This window comes from Acetomicrobium flavidum (genome assembly GCF_900129645.1).
GTDB lineage: Bacteria > Synergistota > Synergistia > Synergistales > Acetomicrobiaceae > Acetomicrobium > Acetomicrobium flavidum.
In genome coordinates this window covers 1,893,220-1,917,534 of sequence record NZ_FSQZ01000001.1, presented here as the reverse complement: position 1 = coordinate 1,917,534, position 24,315 = coordinate 1,893,220, and the positions used below count along the sequence as shown (strand labels likewise).

19 protein-coding genes are annotated in these 24,315 nt (G+C 46.0%); 6 read left to right on the top strand and 13 right to left on the bottom strand.

All coding sequences use genetic code 11. The features are described 5' to 3' along the window. Positions 1-4 precede the first annotated feature (4 nt). Genes BUQ78_RS09415 through BUQ78_RS09405 form a run of 3 tightly spaced genes read right to left on the bottom strand, consistent with a single transcriptional unit; the run spans position 5 to position 4,217 of the window. Complete coding sequence (locus BUQ78_RS09415) at positions 5-1,483, bottom strand: hypothetical protein (RefSeq protein WP_074200039.1); 1,479 nt, start codon at positions 1,481-1,483, stop codon at positions 5-7. Positions 1,484-1,516: 33 nt separating this feature from the next. After that, the gene (murJ, locus tag BUQ78_RS09410; protein WP_074200038.1) at positions 1,517-3,010 is read right to left on the bottom strand and encodes a murein biosynthesis integral membrane protein MurJ; all 1,494 of its coding nucleotides are present in this window, start codon (positions 3,008-3,010) and stop codon (positions 1,517-1,519) included. Between the two features lie 43 nt (positions 3,011-3,053). Then, positions 3,054-4,217 (bottom strand): glycosyltransferase family 4 protein, encoded by a 1,164-nt coding sequence (locus BUQ78_RS09405; protein ID WP_074200037.1) that lies wholly within the window; start codon positions 4,215-4,217, stop codon positions 3,054-3,056. A 235-nt stretch (positions 4,218-4,452) separates the two neighbouring features. Between BUQ78_RS09405 and BUQ78_RS09400 the strand changes: the two genes are divergently transcribed. Genes BUQ78_RS09400 through BUQ78_RS09390 form a run of 3 tightly spaced genes read left to right on the top strand, consistent with a single transcriptional unit; the run spans position 4,453 to position 10,061 of the window. Then, the gene (locus BUQ78_RS09400; RefSeq protein WP_074200036.1) at positions 4,453-6,492 is read left to right on the top strand and encodes a YjbH domain-containing protein; all 2,040 of its coding nucleotides are present in this window, start codon (positions 4,453-4,455) and stop codon (positions 6,490-6,492) included. Next, entirely contained in the window at positions 6,482-8,749 is a 2,268-nt protein-coding gene (locus tag BUQ78_RS09395) for an SLBB domain-containing protein (RefSeq protein ID WP_074200035.1), read from the top strand. Before BUQ78_RS09400 ends, BUQ78_RS09395 begins: the two co-directional genes overlap by 11 nt. A gap of 52 nt (positions 8,750-8,801) precedes the next feature. After that, positions 8,802-10,061: a GumC family protein gene (locus BUQ78_RS09390; RefSeq protein WP_074200034.1), complete on the top strand. Its 1,260-nt coding sequence runs from the start codon at positions 8,802-8,804 to the stop codon at positions 10,059-10,061. 50 nt (positions 10,062-10,111) lie between these two features. Here BUQ78_RS09390 and BUQ78_RS09385 read toward each other — a convergent pair whose 3' ends face one another. After that, the gene (locus BUQ78_RS09385; protein ID WP_074200033.1) at positions 10,112-11,998 is read right to left on the bottom strand and encodes a polysaccharide biosynthesis protein; all 1,887 of its coding nucleotides are present in this window, start codon (positions 11,996-11,998) and stop codon (positions 10,112-10,114) included. Positions 11,999-12,393: 395 nt separating this feature from the next. Then, on the bottom strand, positions 12,394-13,626 hold the full coding sequence (locus BUQ78_RS09380) for an O-antigen ligase family protein (protein ID WP_074200032.1): 1,233 nt from the start codon (positions 13,624-13,626) through the stop codon (positions 12,394-12,396). A 191-nt stretch (positions 13,627-13,817) separates the two neighbouring features. On the opposite strand from BUQ78_RS09380, the gene arsM reads away from it, so the two are divergent. Further along, positions 13,818-14,618 carry an arsenite methyltransferase gene (arsM, locus tag BUQ78_RS09375; RefSeq protein WP_074200031.1) on the top strand — a complete coding sequence of 267 codons (801 nt, stop codon included), beginning with the start codon at positions 13,818-13,820 and terminating at the stop codon, positions 14,616-14,618. A 183-nt stretch (positions 14,619-14,801) separates the two neighbouring features. Here arsM and BUQ78_RS09365 read toward each other — a convergent pair whose 3' ends face one another. Then, on the bottom strand, positions 14,802-16,112 hold the full coding sequence (locus tag BUQ78_RS09365) for a glycine/betaine/sarcosine/D-proline family reductase selenoprotein B (protein ID WP_084532338.1): 1,311 nt from the start codon (positions 16,110-16,112) through the stop codon (positions 14,802-14,804). 13 nt (positions 16,113-16,125) lie between these two features. After that, on the bottom strand, positions 16,126-17,409 hold the full coding sequence (locus BUQ78_RS09360) for a glycine/sarcosine/betaine reductase component B subunit (RefSeq protein WP_074200028.1): 1,284 nt from the start codon (positions 17,407-17,409) through the stop codon (positions 16,126-16,128). Between the two features lie 157 nt (positions 17,410-17,566). Here BUQ78_RS09360 and BUQ78_RS09355 point away from each other — a divergent pair, with 157 nt between their 5' ends. Beyond that, positions 17,567-18,751: a CdaR family transcriptional regulator gene (locus BUQ78_RS09355; RefSeq protein WP_074200027.1), complete on the top strand. Its 1,185-nt coding sequence runs from the start codon at positions 17,567-17,569 to the stop codon at positions 18,749-18,751. Between the two features lie 101 nt (positions 18,752-18,852). On the opposite strand, the gene BUQ78_RS09350 is transcribed toward BUQ78_RS09355, so the two are convergent. Next, positions 18,853-19,068 carry a type II toxin-antitoxin system HicB family antitoxin gene (locus BUQ78_RS09350; protein WP_074200026.1) on the bottom strand — a complete coding sequence of 72 codons (216 nt, stop codon included), beginning with the start codon at positions 19,066-19,068 and terminating at the stop codon, positions 18,853-18,855. A 50-nt stretch (positions 19,069-19,118) separates the two neighbouring features. Continuing rightward, positions 19,119-19,943: a ZIP family metal transporter gene (locus BUQ78_RS09345; protein WP_074200025.1), complete on the bottom strand. Its 825-nt coding sequence runs from the start codon at positions 19,941-19,943 to the stop codon at positions 19,119-19,121. Between the two features lie 719 nt (positions 19,944-20,662). On the opposite strand from BUQ78_RS09345, the gene BUQ78_RS10050 reads away from it, so the two are divergent. Beyond that, positions 20,663-20,800 (top strand): hypothetical protein, encoded by a 138-nt coding sequence (locus tag BUQ78_RS10050; RefSeq protein ID WP_159432098.1) that lies wholly within the window; start codon positions 20,663-20,665, stop codon positions 20,798-20,800. Between the two features lie 49 nt (positions 20,801-20,849). On the opposite strand, the gene BUQ78_RS09340 is transcribed toward BUQ78_RS10050, so the two are convergent. From BUQ78_RS09340 to BUQ78_RS09325, 4 genes are all read right to left on the bottom strand, one after another. Further along, positions 20,850-21,965: a class I SAM-dependent methyltransferase gene (locus tag BUQ78_RS09340; protein ID WP_200779709.1), complete on the bottom strand. Its 1,116-nt coding sequence runs from the start codon at positions 21,963-21,965 to the stop codon at positions 20,850-20,852. A gap of 148 nt (positions 21,966-22,113) precedes the next feature. Next, positions 22,114-22,704, bottom strand: coding sequence for a hypothetical protein (locus tag BUQ78_RS09335; protein WP_074200024.1), 591 nt, complete (start codon positions 22,702-22,704; stop codon positions 22,114-22,116). A gap of 36 nt (positions 22,705-22,740) precedes the next feature. After that, entirely contained in the window at positions 22,741-23,082 is a 342-nt protein-coding gene (locus tag BUQ78_RS09330) for a hypothetical protein (RefSeq protein WP_074200023.1), read from the bottom strand. 100 nt (positions 23,083-23,182) lie between these two features. Next, on the bottom strand, positions 23,183-24,181 hold the full coding sequence (locus BUQ78_RS09325; RefSeq protein ID WP_084532336.1) for a tyrosine-type recombinase/integrase: 999 nt from the start codon (positions 24,179-24,181) through the stop codon (positions 23,183-23,185). Positions 24,182-24,315 lie beyond the last annotated feature (134 nt).

The window sequence follows — 24,315 nt, the reverse complement described above, 5'->3', positions numbered from 1 at the left end:
GTCATCACCTCAAAATTTGATTTATTGTGTTATGATAACAGCATTTGTCGATTGTTACATAAGTAATTATAGGTGTCCACAAGGGGGGAAAACTAATATCAGGGATTGATGTACAATGAGCTATTAACAAAGTCAAGAGAGACCAATAAGTATAATTACATATATTACTATACTTATCACAATGTATCTTTGTTATTCCTCTAATAACGCTATATATTAGCATAATGAATGATGTAACACCTATTATTCCGATAGTGCTTAAAAGTGTAGTTATTAAACTAGAAGAACGACTCGATCCCAAACCAGCTCCTAGGCCATATGTAGATACGAAAATTTTTAATGCATAGATATCAGCAGCAGTTCTATGGACAAAAGAATCAGATTCTGTATCTTTAATTAAAGCTGATGAAAACATTTTGCCAATAACAGAAAAACTACCTTCATTTACAGTATAGCCAGAATGAATATCGTCAACATTAATATTTACATGTTTATGGGATATTGTAATGCAAAGAGTAATAACAAATAAAATAATAACACCAATGAAGTAATTAAGCCACTGTTTAGTGTATATGTTTTTACGACTGCTATGGAAGGGTTTATATTTGAATAGCAATATAATATTTCCAATTAATAAGCTTAAATAACCCGTCGTAGAAAATGTCCACATTAATAAATCAAATATTACAAGCAATAATATAAGTAAGAAAATTTGTTTATTTTTACTTAACGATTTTTTTAAATACACTGACAATAAACCTACTTCAATTGATGCCAAATAAGCTCCAGCAAATGATGGTTCTGAAAAAGAACTTACAAGCCGCCGAATGGACCCAATGTACTGATCATATCCTTGGTAATAAGAAATATTATTATTAAATATAATATATGGAAATTTGAGAATCAAATATGAAGACAATACTTGCCATATGCCCAAAAAGCACACTATTATGATAGCTAATTTTATACCAATTGTAACATAATAAAGAGAATGGTTTTCATCAATAAGCAAAACATATATTATAACAGCCATGTTCAAGGTTAAGTAAATTGCTTGCGCTAAATTACTAAAAGTCCACTCAAGAGTTGCATGATGTTTATATTGTAAATCAAGTCCCAATCTAGGATTATATACTTCCACCCCTTGGAACAGATATGGTAACAAAAAAGCAGATATCACAGACCACATCCAAAATACAAAAAGTGTGTATGTTAAATATTTCATATTGGAATTGATAAGCAGTAAATTACGGTGACTAAATAATATGATTAATAATCTTAACAACATACATATAGCTACAAAGTAATATGGAGATAATCCATATTGAAAATTATTGATAGATCCATTTAACACAGAAGATGCATGCAGCACTGATACTGATATTAACAGAGTAATCAAATACTTAGGTTTAAATATCAATATGATAAATGCTAGTGGAATAATCAAGTAACCGATATAGGTAATATTAATAAATATATTCATTATATTAACACTCCCCAAAACTAACACACTTTATCATAATAAATTATGCAAATTTCCAATTAACAAATAGACATATTTTCTTAAGCGCGGTTGTAATAATACATAAAATATCCAATATAAGCAAGATATACTAGTTATAGTAATAAAATGAACAATATGCGAAAGTCCAGTAAGCTTTTGACTAATAAATATATATGCTACAATGTAAAACAGAGAACCTACCGCTAGTGATAAAAAAGTGTCCTTTAGCTCTTTATATAAATTTAAAGCATATGTTATAAATAAGCATAAAACAATAGAATTTACACTAAGGCCCAATCCCAAAACCATAGGACCTAAGTTTTTATAAAATAATAGCTTTATTCCTACATCAATCAATATTGAAATGCTAGTATATATTAGCACTTCTGTATTGCGCAATTGCGAATTCAACACTCTTATAAAATAATACGATAACACTTGAGCCCACATGCCTATCGAAAAGCCTAGTAATATCTTTGAAGTTACTTCCACTGATTCTTGATCAAATGCTCCTCTGGCATATAGTATATGAACTATGTCGATATTGTTGCAAGCTAGAAATATAGAAACTGGAATCATGAAGATCAAAACAATATTAGCTATTTGTCCGACCTTTTGACGCACTAAGTTTGAATCCAGACCACTCATAGTAGATAGCCCAACCATACCCAACGGTGCTGCGATCAATATTACACCGCTTTCCGTAATGAATTTAGCGTAATCTACAGCAGGTATTGCTGCACTTCCGATTAAAGATGCAACAATCCTTTCAACTGCTATATTGCCTTGGATCAAGAATGGAATTATTAGCACAGGCCGAACATAACGCCAAAAAGTGGTAAAAACATCTCTAGCAACATTTTGAGAAAAAGCCGTTCTAAAATGCAGCGATCCAAACTTGCGCAAACCACTCAAAAGCCACAACAAGTAAAACAGATATGCAAAAACAAACCCCCAGGCTAAAAATAAGGGATTTTTAAAGTAAATCGCAAGTAGTGAACCAGAAATTAATCCAACGCTTTGTATGGTAGAACGTAAAGAAACAGTCAAATACCTACCATGGGCCATTTCCAGATAGGCCATAAGCATTCCCAGTATATATAAAGGAACAGCCAATGCCATGACGTGAAGCATGGAAGCCGTTAAGGCTTTGGTTGTATCATCCATCCCTGGAGCCAAGATCTTAACCCACCAAGAAGATCCCAAGTAAAGAAACAAGAAAATGATCCCTGCAAGCAACAGAAAGAGCATCACAGTAACGGTTAAAAAAGCCCTAGCCCTTTTTGGATCTTCTTTAGCATACCTGACATATAGCGGGACAAAACCGGCTTCCAAGCTATTCGTCAAAAAAAATTCTATCGGCATGAGCGTAGCGGTTTGTGCAACGCGATAGGCTGCCACATAAGTTCCCGTGCCAAAAAGTGCTGCCATTAGAATTTCCCTTAAAAAACCAATGAGTTTACCAATAACACTACCAGAAGAAAGCACTAAAAATGCCCTAAACAAAAACGCAACCTCCTATAGCGACGGGACAGGGGTTTTAATTAAATCAAACATATGAACCCTTTACCGTGCTTTCGTATACTTGATAAGTTTGCAGAGCTGTATTACTCCACGTAAACTTTGCTGCTTGTGTTAAACCCGCAGATTTCAATCTTAATGCTAAATGTTCATCAATCAATATTTGATATATAGCATCAGCAATCTCCTCAGCGGAGTTGGGGTCTACTAGAATAGCAGCATCTCCTACGACCTCAGGTAGAGAAGATACATTAGAAGTTACAACAGGTGCGCCACAGGCCATAGCCTCAAGGGGAGGCAAACCGAATCCCTCCCAGAGAGAAGGAAAGACAAAAACGTCAGCTCCCGAATATAGGAGGGGTAATTCTTCTTGAGGCAAATATCCCAGAAAGCGGATCTTGTTTCTGATGGGTTTGTCGAGATTTTGATATTTCACTTCAAAGGCTTTATTTTTCCACCCCCTTCCTCCCCCAAAGATCAAATCCGGTGCTTGTTTCACTCCCATCTTTTTACACAAGATCGAGTAAGCATCGAGCAATTTAGTCGCATTTTTTCTCGGCTCCAACGTTCCCAAAAATAAGATATATCGTCCTAATGAATGTTTTTGCTTGAAAGCATTTAACGAATGTATATCCGCTATAGGCCTATAAATATCATGATTCACGCCGAGAGGTATAACTACTATTTTTTCTTCAGGATACTTATAAAAATCAACTATATCTTTTTTAGTGCTAAATGACGGAACGATAACCCGGTCTGCAATATCCAAAGAAAATCGCAGACAAGCCTTTAATGTAATATAGTTTTTGAGTTCTATTGTTCTTGGGAATCGAAGAAAGGCTAGATCGTGAACGGTCAAAACTGTCTTGGCTCCTCTAATTGGAAAGGCTGTAAAATTGGTAAAATGAGCCACATCTGCCGCGGCCATCAGTGGTCGAGAAGCTTTCTCACCAAAGCACTTAGATAAGAGTGAGAGAGAAACCCTAGGCAAAGGAGCATAAAAATGATAATGCGTTTTTGGCCTTTCTTTCCACCCAAGCGGTAGATCGGGTTTCCTAGATTTTAGACTAAAAGAAAACAATGAAAATTCGTCTTCTGAGATATTAAGAAACTCTTCCAACAAATGATAACAATACCATCCAATGCCTGTTTTTTGCTTCACTAGAGGAGAGCAGTCAAAGGCGATCTTCACGACAGCACCTCACCAATCTTCAATTTAGCGTCATTTGTAACTTGACCTCGAACACTAATAAATATAATATATTTGGCAGTTTTATACACCAATACAACGTAAAAGTCTCGACACGCTTTAACTCTCAACTGTTCTTATTACTAAATTGGGGTGAAAAAATATTAAAGGTTTTTTTTGGACCGCCATTACCTTTTTTATCCTAGTTCAACTTTTTTTTCAACAGCAAATTTACGCAATGTCTCCATCAAATGGAGGCATTACGGGTCTTTGGGAGTACCCGACCGCCGAAATCTTGGATGACGGGCAAGGAAGGTTCGGCTACACCGATGCAAACCCTTACATCACATATTACCTTGCATTGGGGTACCTTCCAAACGTTGAGCTCAACTTTCGAATCACGCACGTCACTAATGCCCCCTTAAACTTGGAAAAGTACCCTCGTTTTGGCAGTTATAAGGACCATGAGTTTGACGTCAAATACCTTCTCTTGCCTCAGGAAGGCATCAGGCCAGCCATAGCGGCGGGCATCATGGACATTAGCACGACAGAGCATTTCAAGTCATATTATGTGGTTGGTACGTATAATATAGGCCAATTTGCATTCACGGGAGGCTGGGCCTCCGATCGTATGGGGGGCGTCTTTGGGGGGATATCGTGGCAGCCCTACGATTGGCTCGAACTAAAGGGCGAATACGGATCTATGGACTACAGCGACGACATATTTAGCGGGAAACGCCCCATAACAGAAGTCGAAGCCGATTACAACTACGGGGCCATCATTAAAACTTCCTGGGCTGATGTAAGCGTGAGCTATCAAAGGGGGGACGAGTTGTGCATTGCTATTTATCGTCCCTTTGATTTGCATGACCGCCCGATCTTTGGCAATAAGAAACGGCCCTATCAAGATGCTCCTTTAGATAATCTAAAATCATGGACAGAAGTCGATATTCTAGATCTAGTAAGCGAGCTTTCCGTGGCCATTTCAAACCGTTTAGGTGTTAGGAATGTAGAGGTAAAAGCCGACAAAGCAAGTAAAAATTTATTAATAAGCTATGAAAATGTTGGATACAGCTCGGAAGCCGAAGCCATGGCAAGGGTCCTGTATCTGGCCTCGCATATGATACCCTGGGATACCAATACTTTGGTGCTAAGAGCCTGCGTTCGGGGAAAACCCGTGACCAACGTCGAAATTCCAGGTGAACACTGCGCGCTATTGAGGTTAAATGCGCTTAGAAAGGAATACTCTCAAGAGGCAATGGCTTATTGGGCAAATCCGACCTTGAAAGAAGACAATGGCGAAACTTGGAATTACAAAACTGATCTGACTGCCCAGGATAAAGACGAACATACTTACAAGGCTTACGTTGCCTACGAGCCAAGGATCTTGCGGTCAGACTACGAAGATTATGACGCTCGCTGGAGCGTCGACGTGACTTATGAATGGAACTCCACCCATGGTCAGGGAGGTGTCTTTGACATTCGCATCCCCATAAAAAGACATGGCAAGGAAGAAGACTTCGCGTATGAACCATGGACCAACGAAAAGACAAGAATATGGCAGGCAGTATTCAGCAACATGGAGCGCATTGATAAGAACACTTTTGAGCTTTACGAAGCCGGATGGCTTGACGCTCTGTGGTTCGGCGGAAATTACTGGAGACGTACTTATTTCGATAATGGTCGTTATTTCACAGGAATAAGGCTTGGGCTGGTACACGAACGAGACCCCGAGGGCTTTGCATCCTTGGCAGATGACCCTATCTGTCTGTATCATGACGGATGTGAGAACATCGACTTGGAAAACGATGGCTGGATGGGAGCTGCTTTGTTTCAAGTTGGATATCACGAATCTCGCTACGATTTGGATCTCATGGCCGAGATCGGTAAATTTGTAGACGATGATGATAGCGGCTTCAAATTGTCGATGATGAGACATTGGGACGATGTTGGAATTGGTTTTTATGTAACACGAGCCGACACGTTGAGGGCAGGCAAGGATTATTCTTTCGTCGGAGTTGAACTAGAAATACCAACAAACATATTTTTTGGATCCGACACGGATTATATATGGAATCAGGATATAATAATGACTGGCGGTTGGCCATACTATACCGGTAGAATGCCATGGCACTGGAAAGATCCAGAGCTAATGTGGGGACAGCTTAACCCTGACAGACTAGTGAATAATTTATACGATAGGCTAGAGCAAGGTCAAAATATGGCCAAGGAGATGAAATACTCGATGCAAGAGGGAGGAAATACGTATGTACCGTAGGATGTGGAAGTTTGCTTTTATTTGGTCCTTCGTTTTTATCATGTTTATGTGCGCCTCGCCAATGGCCTTCGAAGCGCAGGCCCAAGAAGGTTCCGTAAGCGCACCGGGAGGATCGGTCCAAGCACCTGGCAGTGCGCCTGCGCAAGGATCTCCCGGATTGCCATCTAACCTTCAAAATATTCAAAACATATTGCAGAACGCCGCACCCGCGCAGGAAGCTCCAGCGGTACAGCCTGGTGAAACCACGGCTCCCCAGGAAGAAACTCCGGCTGAAGCCCCCACACAGGCTCCCGTTGAAGTAGGAGAACAGATGACGCCAGAGGCCTTCAGCGCGCTTTCAGACGCTCAGTTAGACCAGCTTTTCTTAAACACCCCCGCATCCCAGGTGATGCGAATGCTACCCCGCTTTGGCACCAACTTTTTCAGGCAAGCCCCTTCGACGTTTGCGCCCGTTACGGCGGTGCCCGTGGGGCCGGATTATGTTATTGGTCCGGGTGACGAAATCCGCATCTCCATATGGGGCATGATAGAAGGGCAATGGAGCGTTACCGTTGATCGTGACGGCAACCTAAACCTTCCTCAAGCCGGTGTCATTGGAGCGGCTGGTTTGACCTTCGCTCAACTGCAGGAGGCGATAAAGAAGGAATACTCCCGCTACTATACGAACTTCGATCTAAACGTCACCATGGGTCAGCTTCGCACGATATTAGTGTATGTAGTGGGCAACGCCAGAAGGCCCGGAGCCTATACGGTATCCTCACTTGCTACGCTGGTCAATGCGTTGCTAGTATCGGGTGGGCCTAGCAATACCGGCTCGATGCGCAACATAGAGGTCAGAAGAAACGGCAAGGTTATAACTACGTTTGATATGTACGATATGCTCCTTAAAGGGGATACCGCAAACGATATAAGACTCATGCCCGGAGACGTCATATTCATAGGCGAGGTTGGCCCCCTTGTTGGTGTGGTGGGTAACGTAAAAAGGCCGGGACTTTACGAAATCAAAGAAAGGATCAAACTTGGAGATCTCATCGACATGGCAGGTGGCCTTACGGGACAGTCCTTCAAGGGACGCGTGCAAATCATGCGAGTCGAGGACCGCCGCTACCTTACGCTCGTCGAAGGCGATTTGGACACCTTAGGCGCAGATTTTATGCAGAAATTTGCCGTACAGGACGGCGATATCGTGAGGCTTTTCCCGGTGGCTCGAAGCACAAGTACAGCACGCATAACGGGACCCGTAGCAACACCAGGTGAGTACGCCATAGAACCGGGCATAACAAGGCTTTCTGAAGTTATAAGCAGAGCAGGCGGGCTTAGCTACATGGCGTCAAATCAGGCCGAAATAACGAGGGTGACCGTGACACAACAGGGTCCCGTAACTCAACACCTGCTGGTTGACCTGGAAAAAGCGATGAAAGGCGACCCTAAAAACGACATTCCCCTTGAGATGAACGACTACATATTCGTCAGAGCCGTACCGGAATGGGATTTGTACGCAACCGTCACGATTTCAGGCGAGGTTAAATACCCAGGGACATATACCATAAAGAAAGGTGAGACCTTGTCCGATTTAATCGAGCGCGCCGGAGGATACACCAGCCGTGCCTTCTTGCAGGGGGCCATATTTACGAGAGAATCTGTTCGCATCTCGCAGCAGCAAAGCATAAACGAAATGGTACAACGTTTGGAAAGGGAGCTCTATACCGCAAGCACAGCTGGCGTTGCCTCTTCGTTAACGTCTGAGGATGCACGGTTAGTCGAGATGGAAACTCAGCAGAAGCGCAGGATGCTCGACGTATTAAGGCAGACTAGGGCTACAGGTCGTGTGGTCATTAGGCTTGAAGATCCACCAACTTTACTTAAAAAGACCCCTTATGACCTCGTGCTTGAGGAAGGCGACCGCCTCCACATACCTCGCGAGGCTCAGACGGTTAACGTAGCCGGCAACGTGCTAAATCCTTCATCCTTTGTGTATGAGCCCTACACAACTTATGAGTACTACATCCAAAAAGCCGGCGGCTACGGGACCAATGCCGACAGAGGCAAGGTGTATATACTAAAGGCCGACGGAAGCGCCGTGCGTGTCGGTCACTTAAAAAAACCGTCGTACCTTGAACGAGGCGATACCATAATAGTGCCTGAAAAAATCCAGGTAGTATCCGACCTCCGAAGAACAAGTGATTTAATTGACATTGTATATAAGACTGCTATAAGTGCCGCTGTAATCGTAGATGCTTTAGATAGCAACGACTAAAATCAAGTTGTGCGACGAAGATTTTATCGCTTCGGTTAAAGGAGTGAGTTTTTTGGAAAATGAACAGAAACAGGACGGCCAAAAGTCGATTCCCGGAGGGCAAGCATCTGCACCTGAAGCTCAATACAAAGCTTCATATGAGGAAGACGAAATAGACCTGCTCGACCTGGCATTGGTCTTGGTCAAGCATAAAAGGTTGATAATCGCTACAGCCTTTCTGGCGGGCTTGGTTGCCTTGATACTGGGGTTTATAATGACGCCTATTTATAGGGCAGAAACTCACCTTGTGCCGCCACAATCGCTTGCCGGGCAACTTCCTGCTAGCATATTGTCGATGATCCCCCCGGAGTTTCGAACATTGGCCATTCAGTCCGGCGCCATAAAGACAACGGCTGACTTAGTTGTGGGCATTACAAAAAGTCGCACCGTAGTTGACAGTATAATTGATAAATTTAACCTAATGGATTACTATCATGCCGAAAAAAGAGATGCTGCACGTTCTGCCTTCTCCAAAGCAATAAGCGCTAAGGTCGATGAGAAGACAAGTCTAATAACAATTGCTATCGAGGATAAAGATCCAGTCATGGCTGCAGATATGACTAACGCTATTGTCGATGTGCTTCAAGACTTGCTTCAAGACCTGGCGTTAACTCAAGTATCTCAACAACGCCTTTTCCTGGAAAATCAACTCAAACGCGCACACCACAACTTAATACAGGCAGAAGAAGATTTTCAAAAGTATCAAATGGAGTCAGGGCTTCTTAACGTAGATGTTCAAACACAGGCATTGATGGATTCCATTGCAAGGATACAGGCCCAGATAGCCGTCAAGGAGGTAGAATTAAAGGCGGCTAAAACATACGCAACTGTTCAAAATCCACAGGTTAAACGATTGCAGGCAGAGCTGGCCGGGCTTAAAGGCGAGCTTAAAAAGCTTGAGGCTAAGGCTGGGGGTGGTCCAAATCCTATACCCGTCTTTAAAGAGATCCCCAAAGCAGGCATAGAGTATGCACGTAAGCTTCGTGATCTAAAGTTTCAGGAGACCTTATACGAAACTTTGCTGAAGCAATACCAAGCCGCCGTCATGGCCGAAGCAAGCGAGGGACTGGTCATCCAAGTAGTCGATCCCGCCGTTCCACCTGAGCTTAAGGTGAAGCCACAACGCAAGCTAATGATCATCGTTGCCGGCTTTCTTGGGCTTTTCGTCGGGATATTTGCCGCCTTCGTCAAGGAATTTATAGACAACTCTTCAAAAAATCAAGAAAGCGCCGAGAAAATGGCGCTGCTTAAGTCTTACCTTCGAAGGATTTAACTTTAAACCTAATACACCTCCAGCCTCATCACAAGGCTGGAGGTGTATTTTTAGATATTCTTTATAGTGATCCTGTCTGACAGGGCAACTTTTTCTTTATCGACTCTAAAATTGGGAACGATCGATTTTATCGTGGCTATGATTTCTTCAACATCCCCTTCATGAGCTACCTTAAGTAAATAATCGAGCTTCTCGCAAAAGCTTTCGTCGATGTCGTTTTGATTGGCAATGAAGATCTTCTCATGGGGTGACGGTACGGTACCCTCCTCTGCCGTCAATAGCTCCTCGAAAAGCTTCTCCCCTGGTCTTAATCCCGTGTAAACTATATCGATGTCTTCGTAGGGCGTAAATCCTGACAGCTTAATGAGATCTTCCGCCAGGTCTTTGATTTTAACGGGCTCGCCCATATCTAGGACGTAGACTTTTCCGTTATATGGCAATGCCGCGGCTTCCAAAACGAGCTGTGCGGCCTCAGGGATGGTCATGAAGTAACGTTTTATCTCAGGATGCGTCACTGTTACTGGCCCACCCCCTGCTATCTGACGCTTGAATATGGGAATTACGCTGCCTCTGCTTCCCAAGACATTCCCAAATCTCACCGAAACGAAGGTGTGCCCTGGCTTTGCCTTTGAAGCGATGTAGCGCACGACCATCTCGGCGATGCGCTTCGAGGCTCCCATGACGGATGTTGGGTTAACGGCCTTGTCCGTCGAGATGTTTACAAAACGCTCTACACCCCATTTTAGCGCCAACTCAGCTACGTTTTTTGTGCCGCCTACGTTGTTTATTATGGCCTGGTCAACATTTTCTTCCATCATGGGAACGTGTTTATGTGCTGCAGCGTGAAACACTACTTGAGGTCTAATTTCCTTAAAGACGCTTTCAAGCTTTTGACGATTCTGAACATCCGCGATGATCAATTTATACTTGAGGTCCGGAAATGAAGCTTTGATCTCAAGTTCAAGCTCAAATAAGCTGTTTTCACCCCTTCCAAGAAGAACCATAAATTCAGGGTCGAAACACGCAACCTGCCTGACGATCTCAGATCCTATGGATCCCCCCGCCCCCGTCACGAGGATGCGTTTGCCCCTTAGATATTTCGATATGGCGTCAATATCGAGCTTAATAGGTTTCCTGCCAAGTAGATCTTCTATGTCCACCTTACGAATTTGCGATATGGAGACGGCTCCGGAAAGGACCTGATAAACTCCCGGGATAATTCGATAAGAGACGTTGACTTTATGAGACAAATCCACAATTCGCCGCACAAGGCGACCATCACCGGAAGGTATTGCTATTAAAACCTCCTGTATGTTGTGCCTCTCTACCTCTTCGGGTAAGGAGGCAATGGGGCCAAAGACGGGAAGATTTAATATCCTGATGCCCTTCTTTGCTGGGTCGTCATCCAAGAAACCGATGGGCTTCAGTCCTGCCTCGGGATGACGAAGCATCTCGCGGGCAATCATCGTTCCTGCCTCACCGGCGCCAATTATCAATACATTTTTAGCTTCGTTACATTGGCCTGAGATCTGATGACCTCGATGCTCGCAGAAACATCTAAAAGACATCCGCACCCCGCCTAAAGCAAGCATCGATAGAAAGGCATGTATAATGGGGATGCTCCGCGGCACCCGAAATGTCGTACCACCGACGAAACATAACCCAGAAACGGATAGACCAAAAAATATCATGGCCTTTAATAACGCCATCAGATCCGGTATTCCCGTGCTTCGCCAAGAACGCAGGGGGAGTCGCCAGATAAATTCAGCAACGAATAAAGCCGCCGTAGACACAAACATATAAGGAAATATCAAATGTACATAAGCGAAGGCGCTACCTTCAAACCGCAAATAAAAAGCCAGCAAAACACATAAAACACAAGAAAGAAACCAATCAACAGATAACTTCAACGCACAATTTCTCCGAAAGGCCTTCATAATGAACCTCCAATGCCTAGTACTTAATTTAAAGCAATGTGAGATTGAATAAAAAAATCGCACGTCAACAGGATAGCACACTTACCATGACCCATTAACATTTTACCTTACTTTGGGCATCTTTGGCAAATATAATTAGATTTGGCTTTTAGGAGGGCGCCTTGGTCGCGGGCAGCTTTAACGTAGATACATAAATGTGGATGACAATACCTCTAAAAGCTTCAATGTGACCTTATACCTTTCAATATGTGAAACACGGGCATGTCTTTACGTTTTAAAGACACAATTTGTCCACCACGACAAATCCATTATACCCAAGTTTATTTACCTTGCGCAGTCGTCTACCATGTGGGCAAAATAGGCCAAATATCAAAATTTTACCATCACAACCTCTTTTAAACCTCACCTTTGCCCCTTCCCGGCAGTGCCACGGCGATGCCATACAAGGCCCAGAAGAGGAATCCGATCTTTTGTCTGGCGGCAAAGACACTTCCTCCCATGCTATAGACCAAGATAGCCAATATTGTGGCAAGGACTGCAGCGTAAAGATACTTATTTTCGCCTTTGCAGCTTTTAAATTTTCTCCAGGCAAGCCATGCACCGCGCAGCATCAAGCCCACGACGATGATAAGAAGCGGAAAACCTCCATAAGTCAGCAGCTGAATGTACATGTTGTGAGGCTCTACGGGAATGCCTACTCCTGGTATCGCTTCAAAATTACTCTTCAAAAACAAGGTCTTGTATCTAATCCACCCCCATCCCGTAATGGGCTTTTGGGAGATCAAATGCGCCGTTTTTTCCCATATGCGGGTGCGATTGGTGGTAAATTTCGAGAAATCCCCCGAGAAAGATATCAATTGAGATATCTCTCGTTTAAATAGGTCAAGGTAAGTAGGTTGACTTAAAGCAAACGAAAATCCCAAAATGGCCGTAATTAAAAGGGGAATCAATAACCCCTTAAATAAGCCGTATTTCCCGGGACGGGCTATTATCAAGAAAAGCAATATTTCTATCCCGCCCACCAGCCAGGGACCGGAGCTGAAACTTAGAAAGAGCGCTATTAAATTAAGGACAACCGTCAAAGAAGAAAAGACGTTTAGCAGCCTGCTGTCGTATCTTCGAACCGCAAAGTTAAGTGACATGGGAAGGGTCACGACGGCGTACAAACCAAGGGTGTTGTGATGAGAAAAGACGCTAAAGTTAAGCAAGTTCACTGCCTGCAAAATACAGGCTACGAATATCAGGACGCTCGAAGCCCACCACACCTTTTGAAGACGCCCCGTCCCCTCTTTAGACACGACGAACGCCGTCAGCCATATGCCAAAGACGGCCTCCAAAGGGTTTGATATCCCCTTGCCAAAATGGTACCATCCGTAAAAGTTAAGCAGCGTGGTAAAAACAGACCATATTATCATCACGTATATAATGATTTTAACCGCAGGGTCCAAAACCGGCCTGCGAAGCTGTGGGCTTCGAAGGATAAACATGCCGACTATCCCGATGATGCAAAAAAGCCATCCCAAATACCTGGGGATGGGACCCCAGGGATCGAAAAAGAGGGAAAAATAAAACCCGAAAGCGATCAAAGACGCCGGCCACGAAGGGGTTTTGACAAGGGAGTCATTCATCTTTTAATCCTCCATTATGTCAGATAATTAATATCACTTACGCACATAAAGAAATAGGGCATAAAAGGCCAAAATATTTTATCACATATCGCAAGAAATAAGACAAAGCACCTATACTAAATTTGAGCGACACACCTTCATTTAAAACCAGTATAATAAAACAGTAACCCAAAGATCGGGAGGTTGTTACCGTGAGTGAAGACATAAAAAAGCAGATACGACATTTTTACGGAAAGTTAGCAAAGAATGCAAAAAAGGGAAATTCCTGCTGCTGCAGCGGCTCATGCTGCGGGCCCATCGCAAACGCACCGCTCATTTACGGCGAAGAGTTTCTTGAGGGACTGCCCGAGGAAGCCTTGGCGGCATCTCAGGGGTGTGCCAATCCGCTGGTATTTGCCGATCTAAAGGAAGGCGACGTGGTGCTCGATTTGGGAAGCGGCGGCGGCATCGACGCATTCTTGGCAGCAAAGATCGTCGGAGACAGCGGAAAGGTTTACGGCCTTGACATGACGGACGACATGCTTGCCCTCGCCGAGGAAAACCGGAAAAAGGCGGGGCTTATGAATGTGGAGTTTATTAAAGGCTATATCGAAGATATCCCCCTGCCCGATGAATCCGTCGACGTGGTCATTTCAAACTGCGTCGTAAACCTGTCGGAGGACAAGGAGAAGGTCTTCAGGGAAATCTACAGGGTCATAAAGAAGGGCGGCCACCTGTCCATAGCAGACATAGTTACGTTAAAGGAGGTGCCCGACAGCGTCAGACAGATGACAGATCTTTGGGTGTCATGCATAGCCGGCTCCATGCCCGTCGACGAATTGAACAAAACGCTCGCCCACGTCGGCTTTAAGGACATCACGATATCCGTGGAACACGTATATAGCAAAGACGTGATAAAGTCCATGCTTGGAGACGAGGCAAAGACCGATTCTGTCGACTTCGACCTCCTTGACGGGGCCTTCGGCAGCGCCGTGATAAAAGCCGTTAAATAAGCAGGGCTTGACACAAGGGGAGATCGCCATGCATCTCCCCGATTTTTACCCCACCCCCACATCCAAGATCATCATCATGGCAAACCCTAGAATGATAGCCTGGTGGTGATGTTGGTTTTACCGCTACGCTGTGCTTCGGGGATGGCCTCGAGCTTTCCCCCCTTAAGGTAACCCCCCACAGTGTTAGGATTCAAATATTGTCTGTTCGGATATATCTGCCTGCAGGGCCTTTAAAGCCCGAAGCACGAGTTTGCGTCTCGTCTTTTTGTCCTCCTCGGGGCCTGCCTCGGGGTTGCCCACAGGGTGAGGTATGGCAACGCCCGGCACGATCCGATTGGCCCCCACGGTAAGCATTATGGGCACTATCGTCGCGATCTGGGCAACGGGGATTTGGGCCACCCTTTCTATTTCCCTCGTTATCGATGCGCCGCATCGGGTGCACGTCCCTCAGGTGGAGGTCAAAATTACGCCGTCCACGCCAGCTTCTTTCAGTTCGCGGCCTATCTCTTGGCCAAATCGCTCGGCGTTTGCTACAGATGTCCCCGTTCCCGTGGTCGTATATAAATAAGGATGAAGTTTGCCAAACACCCCTTCCCTTTCAAGCTCCCTCATGACATCTAAGGGCACTACCACGTCGGGGTCCAAGTTTGCCCACATCCGGTCATATCCTCCATGGATCGACTCAAATTCGTCGGGAGTCAAGTTATTCAGCCCCGAGATGTCGTATTTGGCATAACTTTCGGCCGAGGAAACGCGAAGCCTATCGGGGTTGCCCCTCGGCACGATCCCGCCCGAGGTGACCAGGGCTATGGTTGCGCGCTTTAAGTCCTTGATAGGAGGCGCCGGAGGGATCTTTTTAAAGGCGGGCATCTCATATTCCGTGCGAAATTCTTGCCCTGCGATTTTTTGAAGCAGCATGTCGATGGCCCGAAGCGATCCTCTTTTATCCTTGAAGAAGTTCTTGCGTATGCCGCGGTGGATGTAGCCTTCTTCATATGCGGGGCCGACTGGTTCGCCTTTTAACAGCTTAAGGCCGAGGCGCGCCATGCTCGCCAACGCCTGCTTCATGCCCCTGGCGCTGTTCTCGGTTTTAACGATGAACGTTTGGGCACGGTACAGCTCAACGCCCGGGTTTTCGGGAAACATGCCCGTGACGGAAGGTATGCCCAAGCTTCGCGTTACGGCGGCACATATGTCGCCACAGGCCACGCCGTAGCGACCGGCGTTGAAGGCAGGGCCCGCCACGAAAAGGTCTGGTTTTAGATCTTCGACGATCTTTATGCACTCGGCACGGGCTTTTTCGATGTGTTCGGCGTAGTAGCCGTCGCCGCAGATGACGGTGCCTATCACCCTTGTTTCGTCGCCAAACAACCTTTGAAGCTCAAGCCCCGGCCCCACGGGACCTTCGACGAGCTCAGGTCTGAAATCGGCAACTTCCTCTCCTCCCCTTCCTCCGTAAAATTGGTTTATGTAGCAAACCACGCGGTAAGACATCGCACTTCCCCCCTTATACCCACTCGCAGCCGACCCGGCTGTAGCCAATTTCCACTGTTGAGCCGATGACGGACTGAAGCTCAACGTACATGGAGCCGTCTTCCCGCAAGGATTCGGCAGAACCGCCCGAAAGCAGGGCTATGGCCTTAGGATCGCCGATCACCTTTTCCATCGGCGGCACGACGATCATCTCATTCACGTTTCCCGTCGAGACAAAGGCATTCATCTCGGGCGTCGCGTCTGCCAAACTCTGGCTTTTGCCGTCCGTACCTGCTGCTTCGTCTGAGATGACGACCGTCCTGATGCCGGCTTCCTCGAAATATTTGGCCGTAAGGCAAAGGTCGGTATCGGGGTTGCCGTAGCCTTCCTCGGTTATGACTGCCCCGTTGGCGCCAAGCTCTGCTCCTATGGCAGCGCTCATCCTGGCGTTTCTTTCCTTTCCCGCCAAGACGGTGCTTTCAGGCGAAACCACCACGCCAAGGAAGTTAAGGTCCTTGCCGTGGCGCTCGTACAGGTCGCGCACGACTGGGTTATCTACGTGGTGATAGGTCGTGTTTTTATCGCAGGCCGAGACGCAGTTTCCCGACACGACGGCGCCGTCTAAGACCTCGTTTGGGTGAAGCAAGAAGGGAAAGCTCATCTTTACGTCCGTTCCGTAGACGTAGGTATCGTGAAGCAGCCCCTGGGCTATGGACATGCATACGTAAAGAATTCTTGGAAGCCCCGGGTATTTCGCATTTTCTTCGGCGATCGGGCCCTTATCAAAGGTCTCTATTTCGTCGGCCCTTGAGTCCATGCAACATTTGGCTAAATAGACAGCCAGCTTTAACCCCGCTGTTCGCAGGGAGGCTTCGTATTTGTGCTTATCCAGGCCGTCGGTCGGCTCTACGACTAAGACTACGTTGTTGGTCTCAGAAAAGGGCGTGTAGCGTGCTCCCTGGCCGCTCATGTCGATGAAGCCCTCCTGGAAGGCCACGATGGACCCGCAGGTCACGACCGCAGCGCCGTCAAGCACGAGCGTCGCACCGCTACCCGCCCTTTGTAAGGGGGCACAAAAGCCGGGAAAGTATTCCTTTCCGCCCGATAACTTCACCCTCGGTTGGATGCAGTCCTTGACCGGGATTATCCTTATGCTTTCGCCGGGCCTTGCAAGCTCAAGGTCGACCTTGGCGAAGGCGTCGTCTTTTACCGCCTCCAAGGCGGACGTCTTGTCTACGTACAAGACTCCTTCTTGGACCTTGGTGACGTCGCCCCAACGGACGTCGCGCACCTTTACCTTATGTAACTCCAACCTCATGACGAGCCCCTCCTCGCGCGTAATGACTTAAGAATATTGTAAAATAGCGATGCTCAAAAAACATTGGGTGATGGCATAAATATATATGTTATAATTATCTCTATATAAGGCGGATGCATAATGCATTTGCTGTGTCTTTGAGATAGAGGTGTGTTAAATGTTAAATCAGGTGGCACAGGATATTGCCGTGACGGTAAGCGACATCATCGGCCACGGAGTCTTGGTTACCGACGACAGGGGGATCATAATCGGGTGCGACGATGCGTCTCGAATCGGAGTTTGCCACATACCTTCGCTTGAGGTCATGAAATCAAGGAAGCCCCTCGTGACCACCGAAGCCGAGGCATCAAAGATGTCCGGAGTAAAACCTGGTTTCACGCTGCCGATCTTACTGGCCGAAGAGGTTGTCGGGTCCATCGCCATAGCAGGCGACCCCGACGAGGTCAAAAAGTTCGGGTTGCTCGTGCAAAAGCAGGCTGAAATAATGTTACGACAACAGGCCCTCATACAGCAGAACATGCTTCGCGAAAGGGCGCTTTCCGATTTGGCCCAAAGCTTAGCGTCCTTCAACCCTGCCTACGGAAACGAGACGCTTATTTTGCTGCAGGGCGAAGAGCTCGGCTACGACCTTAAACTGTGCCGCATAGCTATGATCGTAGAGCTTGAATCCTACGTGGGCGAACAGGTGGGATCCACGATGCGCCGTGTGCTGGACCGCTTAAAAGAGACCTTTCACCATCCCAAAAACGTCTTTTGTCCCTTAAACAGCTTCTCTGCATGCGCATTTCTCGTCAACGACCGCAAGCTTGACGACGACAAATTTGAACGTTACGTCTTCGAGCTGTGCCGATCATGCATGAGCTTGCTTTCCAAAGAAGGCATTGCCGTCTCGATCGGCATCGGGCAACCGGCTAAAGACATCGGAGAGCTTGCCGAATCCTACAGGAGGGCCAGAGAGGCCTTGACCTTGGGCAAAAAGATTCGCCAAAAAGGCGAGCGCTGCTTTTCAGCAAGCGACATCATCATGGAATGCGCCCTCGCCTCCATCCCTTTAAAGAAACAAAAAGACTTCGTAGAGCAAATCCTCGGCAAGCTAACTGCCCATCCCGATTCTGACCAGCTCATCGAGACCTTTTGCGCCTGGTGCGACCATTCATTCAGGACGAACGAAGCCGCAAAAAGCCTATCGCTGCATCGAAACACCCTTCTTTATCGCCTCAAAAAGTTAGAGTCCGTCACCGGCCTTTCCCCCTGGAACTTCAAGGACTGCATGAAGCTTGCCATTGCAATCTTCCTCAAATCCTTGGGGTCTACCATTACAAAACCACTAAATGAACGGTAGGCCCTCAATCCTCTGATACCTGGCTTCCCCTTTGATGAACTATTGTAAAACCAGCCTTTAGAAGAGCTTTAATTAACTCCTCTCCAGACAGAACCGGCAGTTTACTCACCCATAGCAACCTCAAAGGGATATAGTATCACTTCACAGCTACTTTCCAGCAAATCCTCACGCCCAAAGCTTTCTATATATAACTCCACAGCTTCTTTTAGGTTCGCTTGAGCTTCCTCTATAGTCCTTCCTTGGCTAACAAGCCCAAGCTCAACACAATGAGCTATGTACCATTTTCCTTCTTTTGTTATAACCGCTGTAAATCTCATATTCTCACCCTAAAAACGCTATTATAGGCAATCTTAATAAAGATTTACCACTACCCCAGCGCCACATCCAAGACCATCATTATGGTAAAGCCTAGCATGGCAGCCATGGTGGTGATGTTGGTTTCACCGCTACGCTGTGCTTCGGGGATGACCTCTTCGACCACCACGAATATCATCGCTCCCGCCGCAAAGGCAAGCGCGTAAGGAAGTATGGGCTGAGCGATCATCACGGCCCAGGCGCCTATGACGCCTGCGATGGGTTCAACCACCGCCGACATTTGACCCATCATAAAGCATTTTCTTGGAGAAACGCCCTCGCGGCGCAAGGGCATTGAGACGGCAAAGCCTTCAGGGAAATTTTGAAGACCGATGCCCAACGCCAAAGATACGGCTCCGGCCAGAGATGCCGTGGGCAGCCCGTACGCAAGCGCTCCAAAGGCAACGCCGACAGCCAGGCCTTCGGGGATGTTATGAAGAGTTATGGCAAGCACCAGCAAGGTGCTGCGCCGCCACGATGTCTGGATTCCCTCGGCATCGGACCTTTCCAACCCTATGTGAAGGTGAGGAAGGACCATATCGATGGCCCGCATGAACACCCCGCCAGCCAAAAAACCCACGGCAGGCGGAATCCACGACGGAATGCCCTTTCCCTCGGACATCTCTATAGCGGGCGCAAGCAAGGACCAGTAGCTTGCCGCTATCATGACGCCCCCGGCAAAGGCAAGCATGCTGTCAAGCAGCTTTTTGCTCACCTCTTTGGTCAAAAACACCGCTGCAGCACCAAGGGCCGTAACACCCCAGGTAAAAAGCGTCGCCAATAACGCCTGCACCACAGGACTTAAGCCGATAAAAGCCTGAGCCAGGTTCACGGGCATCCTCCCCCATTCTCGCAAAGTCTGTTCAGTCTGACGTAACAAATATACCATGGCCAGCAAAGAAAACTATCTATACTCCATCAAATATCAAAGGGAATAATGGGGACATGACGATGATCATTGATATCCGTCTTCCCGTGATAGGGCTTCACAATTGTCTCTTGGACGAGTACGATAATGTATCGTCAAGCGCTACAAGACATAACCGTAGTCCCTAGGACTTTTAAGCCGAGTGTCGCAGGTTCGAATCCTGCACGGCTCACCAGAAATCAGTTCCTGACAGCCTTCTTGGCCTGTCGGGAATTTTTTTGTCCAAATTTGGGAGCGTCGGCCTGGATTTTATAAGGCAGTGCTTTAAATGACTCCTAGAAATCAGCATCTTTCCGAGATGTAAGGTCTTTCCTCCCTTCCTATTGTGTAATATGTTTTTATTCCAGTTAGTTTATATTCTATTTCTCAACGATATTCAAGTCCGGCGTTTATCTTTCATGGACGGTTTTGCGTCTTCGGCAGTTGAGGCCGGTCAACATGAAAAGCTGCCGTCCAGACGCCTTGGAAGGCCTCAAAAAGAGGAAAGACGATGAAATGTATTGTCTCGGTCGAAGATGACGCCTTAAAACAGCTCCTGGAGCTACCAGGCAAAAGTATGTTTAAAGGATTACGACTTACACCACGCCCTTACCCTCTCTTACCTGCGAAAGGTTGGAGATCTGCTGTCGTTGCAGCGTATTATGGGACATACCGATCTTGCAATGACCAAACGTTACGTAGCCTACACGCTAGGCGACATAAAAGAACAACACACCCCTGCCTCACCTGTCGACAAGCTTGTGTCGGTGAGGAAGGTGAAGCGATAGAGATTTATATCAAAATAACCTTAATTTTCCCTTTTTGTCTTTGAACTTTTTACTCTTTTCTTCTTATCCAGAAACTGCCAGGCCAAACTTTGTTTCTGTTATAAGAACTAAATGCCTTTTCTAACCTTTCTGGATATTTTAGGTGCATATAACTGCCAGCCCATAAAACTTCAAACTTGCTATTAAAAGCAAGAAAGGCTTGGAGTAGGTACTGTTCTGTATAAAATATACGCCTATTTAACACCCATTCTTTAGGATACTCCGAGGGTAAAAACACATCGTGAATATGGATAACAACGCCTTTATTAAGCCTAGGGATTATTTCAAGAAATTCATATTGCACATCACTGCCAATTTTTAGTACATGACTTGAATCAATAAAAAGAATATCATTCTCTCCTAATTCACTGAATTTCGATAAAGGAATATCCTGAACTTTTTCGGGTATTAATTCAGATAGACCGGGGAAACCAGCCCGTAAAACACTATTTGGATATGGCTCGATTGCTATTAATTTACATCTATAATTTTTATCCTCCTTTTCATTTGCAAGGATAGCTTGTGCAGATAAATACGTAGAATTACCGGACCCAATCTCGATAATTTTTTTTGGCTTAAAATAGCGAATCATACAATACAAGATTTCACCATCTACAGATTCAAAAGCCCCATTATTTACGTAGTACTGGTGAGGAATTGGAGTCTTATATCTAGGAAATGCTTCATACTCTTTCTTAAATTTAGCAGAAAAATAATGCAAGAGTTCAAATTGTTTAATTTCATTAACATCAATGCCAACTAGATCGGATAAATTTGACCACAGCTCTTCCTTTAAAGTTCTAGTATCTGGTATAGGTTCATAAAAGTGATTTGTGGTAATGTGGAATCCAAGTCTTTGCCAAATTGGGAAAGATTTCTTGATAATTTTCCTAAGTGCACGATTATATAAATTCCTCATTTTTGCTTTTGCTCCTTCCGCTATTTTTGATAGAAAAATTATACCGCCCCATGCATATCTTTGCACACCAACCCCAGCTCTTTGAGCCTTATCTCCATGGCCTGCATGGAGACCAAATAGCGGCGGGCAAGGGCCCTTAGGCTGTATCTGTGCGCCTTGCGAGCTAGAAGCTTTTTGTGGTATTAAAATATTAAAACTTGAAGGCAAATATATCGGCCCCACCTTCCTGGCAAGGCTGTGGGAGAGGTGCCGGTAACGACAAATTTGATCGGCCCTCCGGGGTGGCCTTCTTATATTTTGGTGCGAGAGGCCACCGCAAAGGGCCGAGTAAATTTGCATTTCAATAGGGAAAGTATCAATTTTCTTTTTCTTCGGGAACAGCCTTGAGTTCTTTATGAAGCATCGTGTATATGCCTCTTGACTTCTTCCGCGACTTGTAAATAATCTCCTCGAGTTTCTTAGATGCTTCGACTTCTTTTAGCAGCATCTCAATGAAATTATTGAGCTCGTAATCTGTAGGTTCTTCTTTTGCCCAAGATATCATGAAGTCAAACTGAGTCCCGTGTCTGACGAGCCTTCCGGGCAGGCCGTAGTGTTTATTTTCGCCGAGGAGGATGCCGTAACGCAGGTAAGGATGAACCTGACGGTGACTCATTGCTTTATGGCTGTACGTTATGGCGTCGTGAGTCGTTACCTGACCGTTTTTCTTGGTCTCCACCACGACCCTCGGAATCCATTTGTCCTGCTCACAAATTTCGACTATCAAAAGGTCGGTTTCATATTCCATTGACTCCGTATGATGTGGGGACGTGCCTTTATATGACTTGATCTCGTAAGCGTAAGGAAGCTTATAACCGGCACGAACGGAAAGGTTGTATTCGGAGCGTTTTAAGCCTTCCTCGATGGCAGGCGCCACGATTTCTTTAACCCAACGCACTTCTTTCATTTTTCTAGGCCTCCGCTGGCAAACAAAGGTAGTGACTTACCTAGATCCTTTTTCTTGGACTTCCTCAAGCAAGCCTTCAACATAGAGTGCCCCATCTGCCTTTAAGTATAAATGATGTATCTTTTGTTGGTCTACAGTATCAGTAATCCATCCCTTTTCTTTTGCTGCTTCAATAGCATTTAGGATATCTAGTTTTTTAAGCCCCGCATCACGTTGTAAAGTTTCAATATCGACTGTATTTGTGCCGCTTTTCCTCAAGTTCCTTAGTTTGTAAATAGCTGTTAAGACCTTATCGAAGTTTTGTTTCTCTTTGGTTTCCGTTTTCTTTTTATAAAACCTGTCTATCAGGTCAAATAAGAATTTAATATCATCAAGCATTATATCCTCCACCTCATCTAATTTTTTGTATAAACCAATTGTATCACTTACAAAATCAAGTACATGCTGGCTGGATATGCCTAAAGTTGCTACGGTATCATTACCTCACCCTCTTGTTCTTCCCTATCAATCTTCTCACCGGCGATGCCTTTTCCTGTGCCTCGCGGATGTCGGCCTCGACCAGCGCTATGTAATGCTTCGTGGTCTCTAAGTTTGAATGTCCCATGATGGCCTGAAGGGCAAACGGGTTCATGCCGTTTCTAAGGAAATAAACGGCCGCGTCGTGGCGCAGGTCATAGGGCGAAAGGCGCTTAAGGCCGAGCTTTGGCGCGTAGTGCCTCTGCAGCTTCTGCCTCCAGCCGGAAACGGTTAACATGTCTCCCTCGTGGTTGGTAAAAAGCAGCTTCGTGTCCCACTCCTTCGGCCGCATTGAGATCATGGCCTGCAGGGCCTTTGCCGTCTCAAGAGAAAAGGGCAATATCCTGCTTTTTCGCGTCTTTGAGACGGAGGCTCGAACCAGCACGGTCAGATCGTCTAAATCCACGTCGTCAAGGGTCAAAGCCAGCGCCTCGCCCGGCCTTATCGCCGTGTCGATCGAAAGGCATATAAGGGCGTAGTCGCGCTTGCCGCAGTAAGTCGACTTGTCCGGAAGCTTAAGCAGCTTTTCCAAGACTTCCGCCGGATGCTGGACGATCCTCGGTTCGGCCTTCCTTCTTTTGATCCCCCATGCCGGATTTTCCGGGAAAGCGCCTTCAGCCACCAGCCAGGAGAAGAAGGCCTTTATGTAGTTCAGCCTCAGATTAAACGTGGCGGGAGCGATGCCGTCCTGGGCCAGATAGGAAAGCACCGCCGCCTTGGCCTTGCTCGGGCATGCCGGGTCCCAGGCCTGCGGGCGTTCTTTAAACAGGTGCGCGATGTGGTAGCGGTAGTCCTCGATCGTCCGCTTCGAGTATCCTTCGGCCTTCCTGAAGAGGATAAACGCCTCGAGCGCCTCCTCCCATGAGGCAAATTTCTCGTTAAACAGTACAATCTTTCCCTTTTCTTCCATAACATCAACCAGACATCTCGGAAAGCCTGCGTTTTTAGGAGCGTCGGACAAGGCCTTTTTTATTTAAGCCCAGTTTCCTAGCGAACTCTCGGGCCTCCTTTTCGTCAAGTAAAACTAATCTGGCTCCCATCTCAAGAGCCAAGGCAATAACTTCAGCCTCTCCATAGTCCAGCTGAGTGAATCGA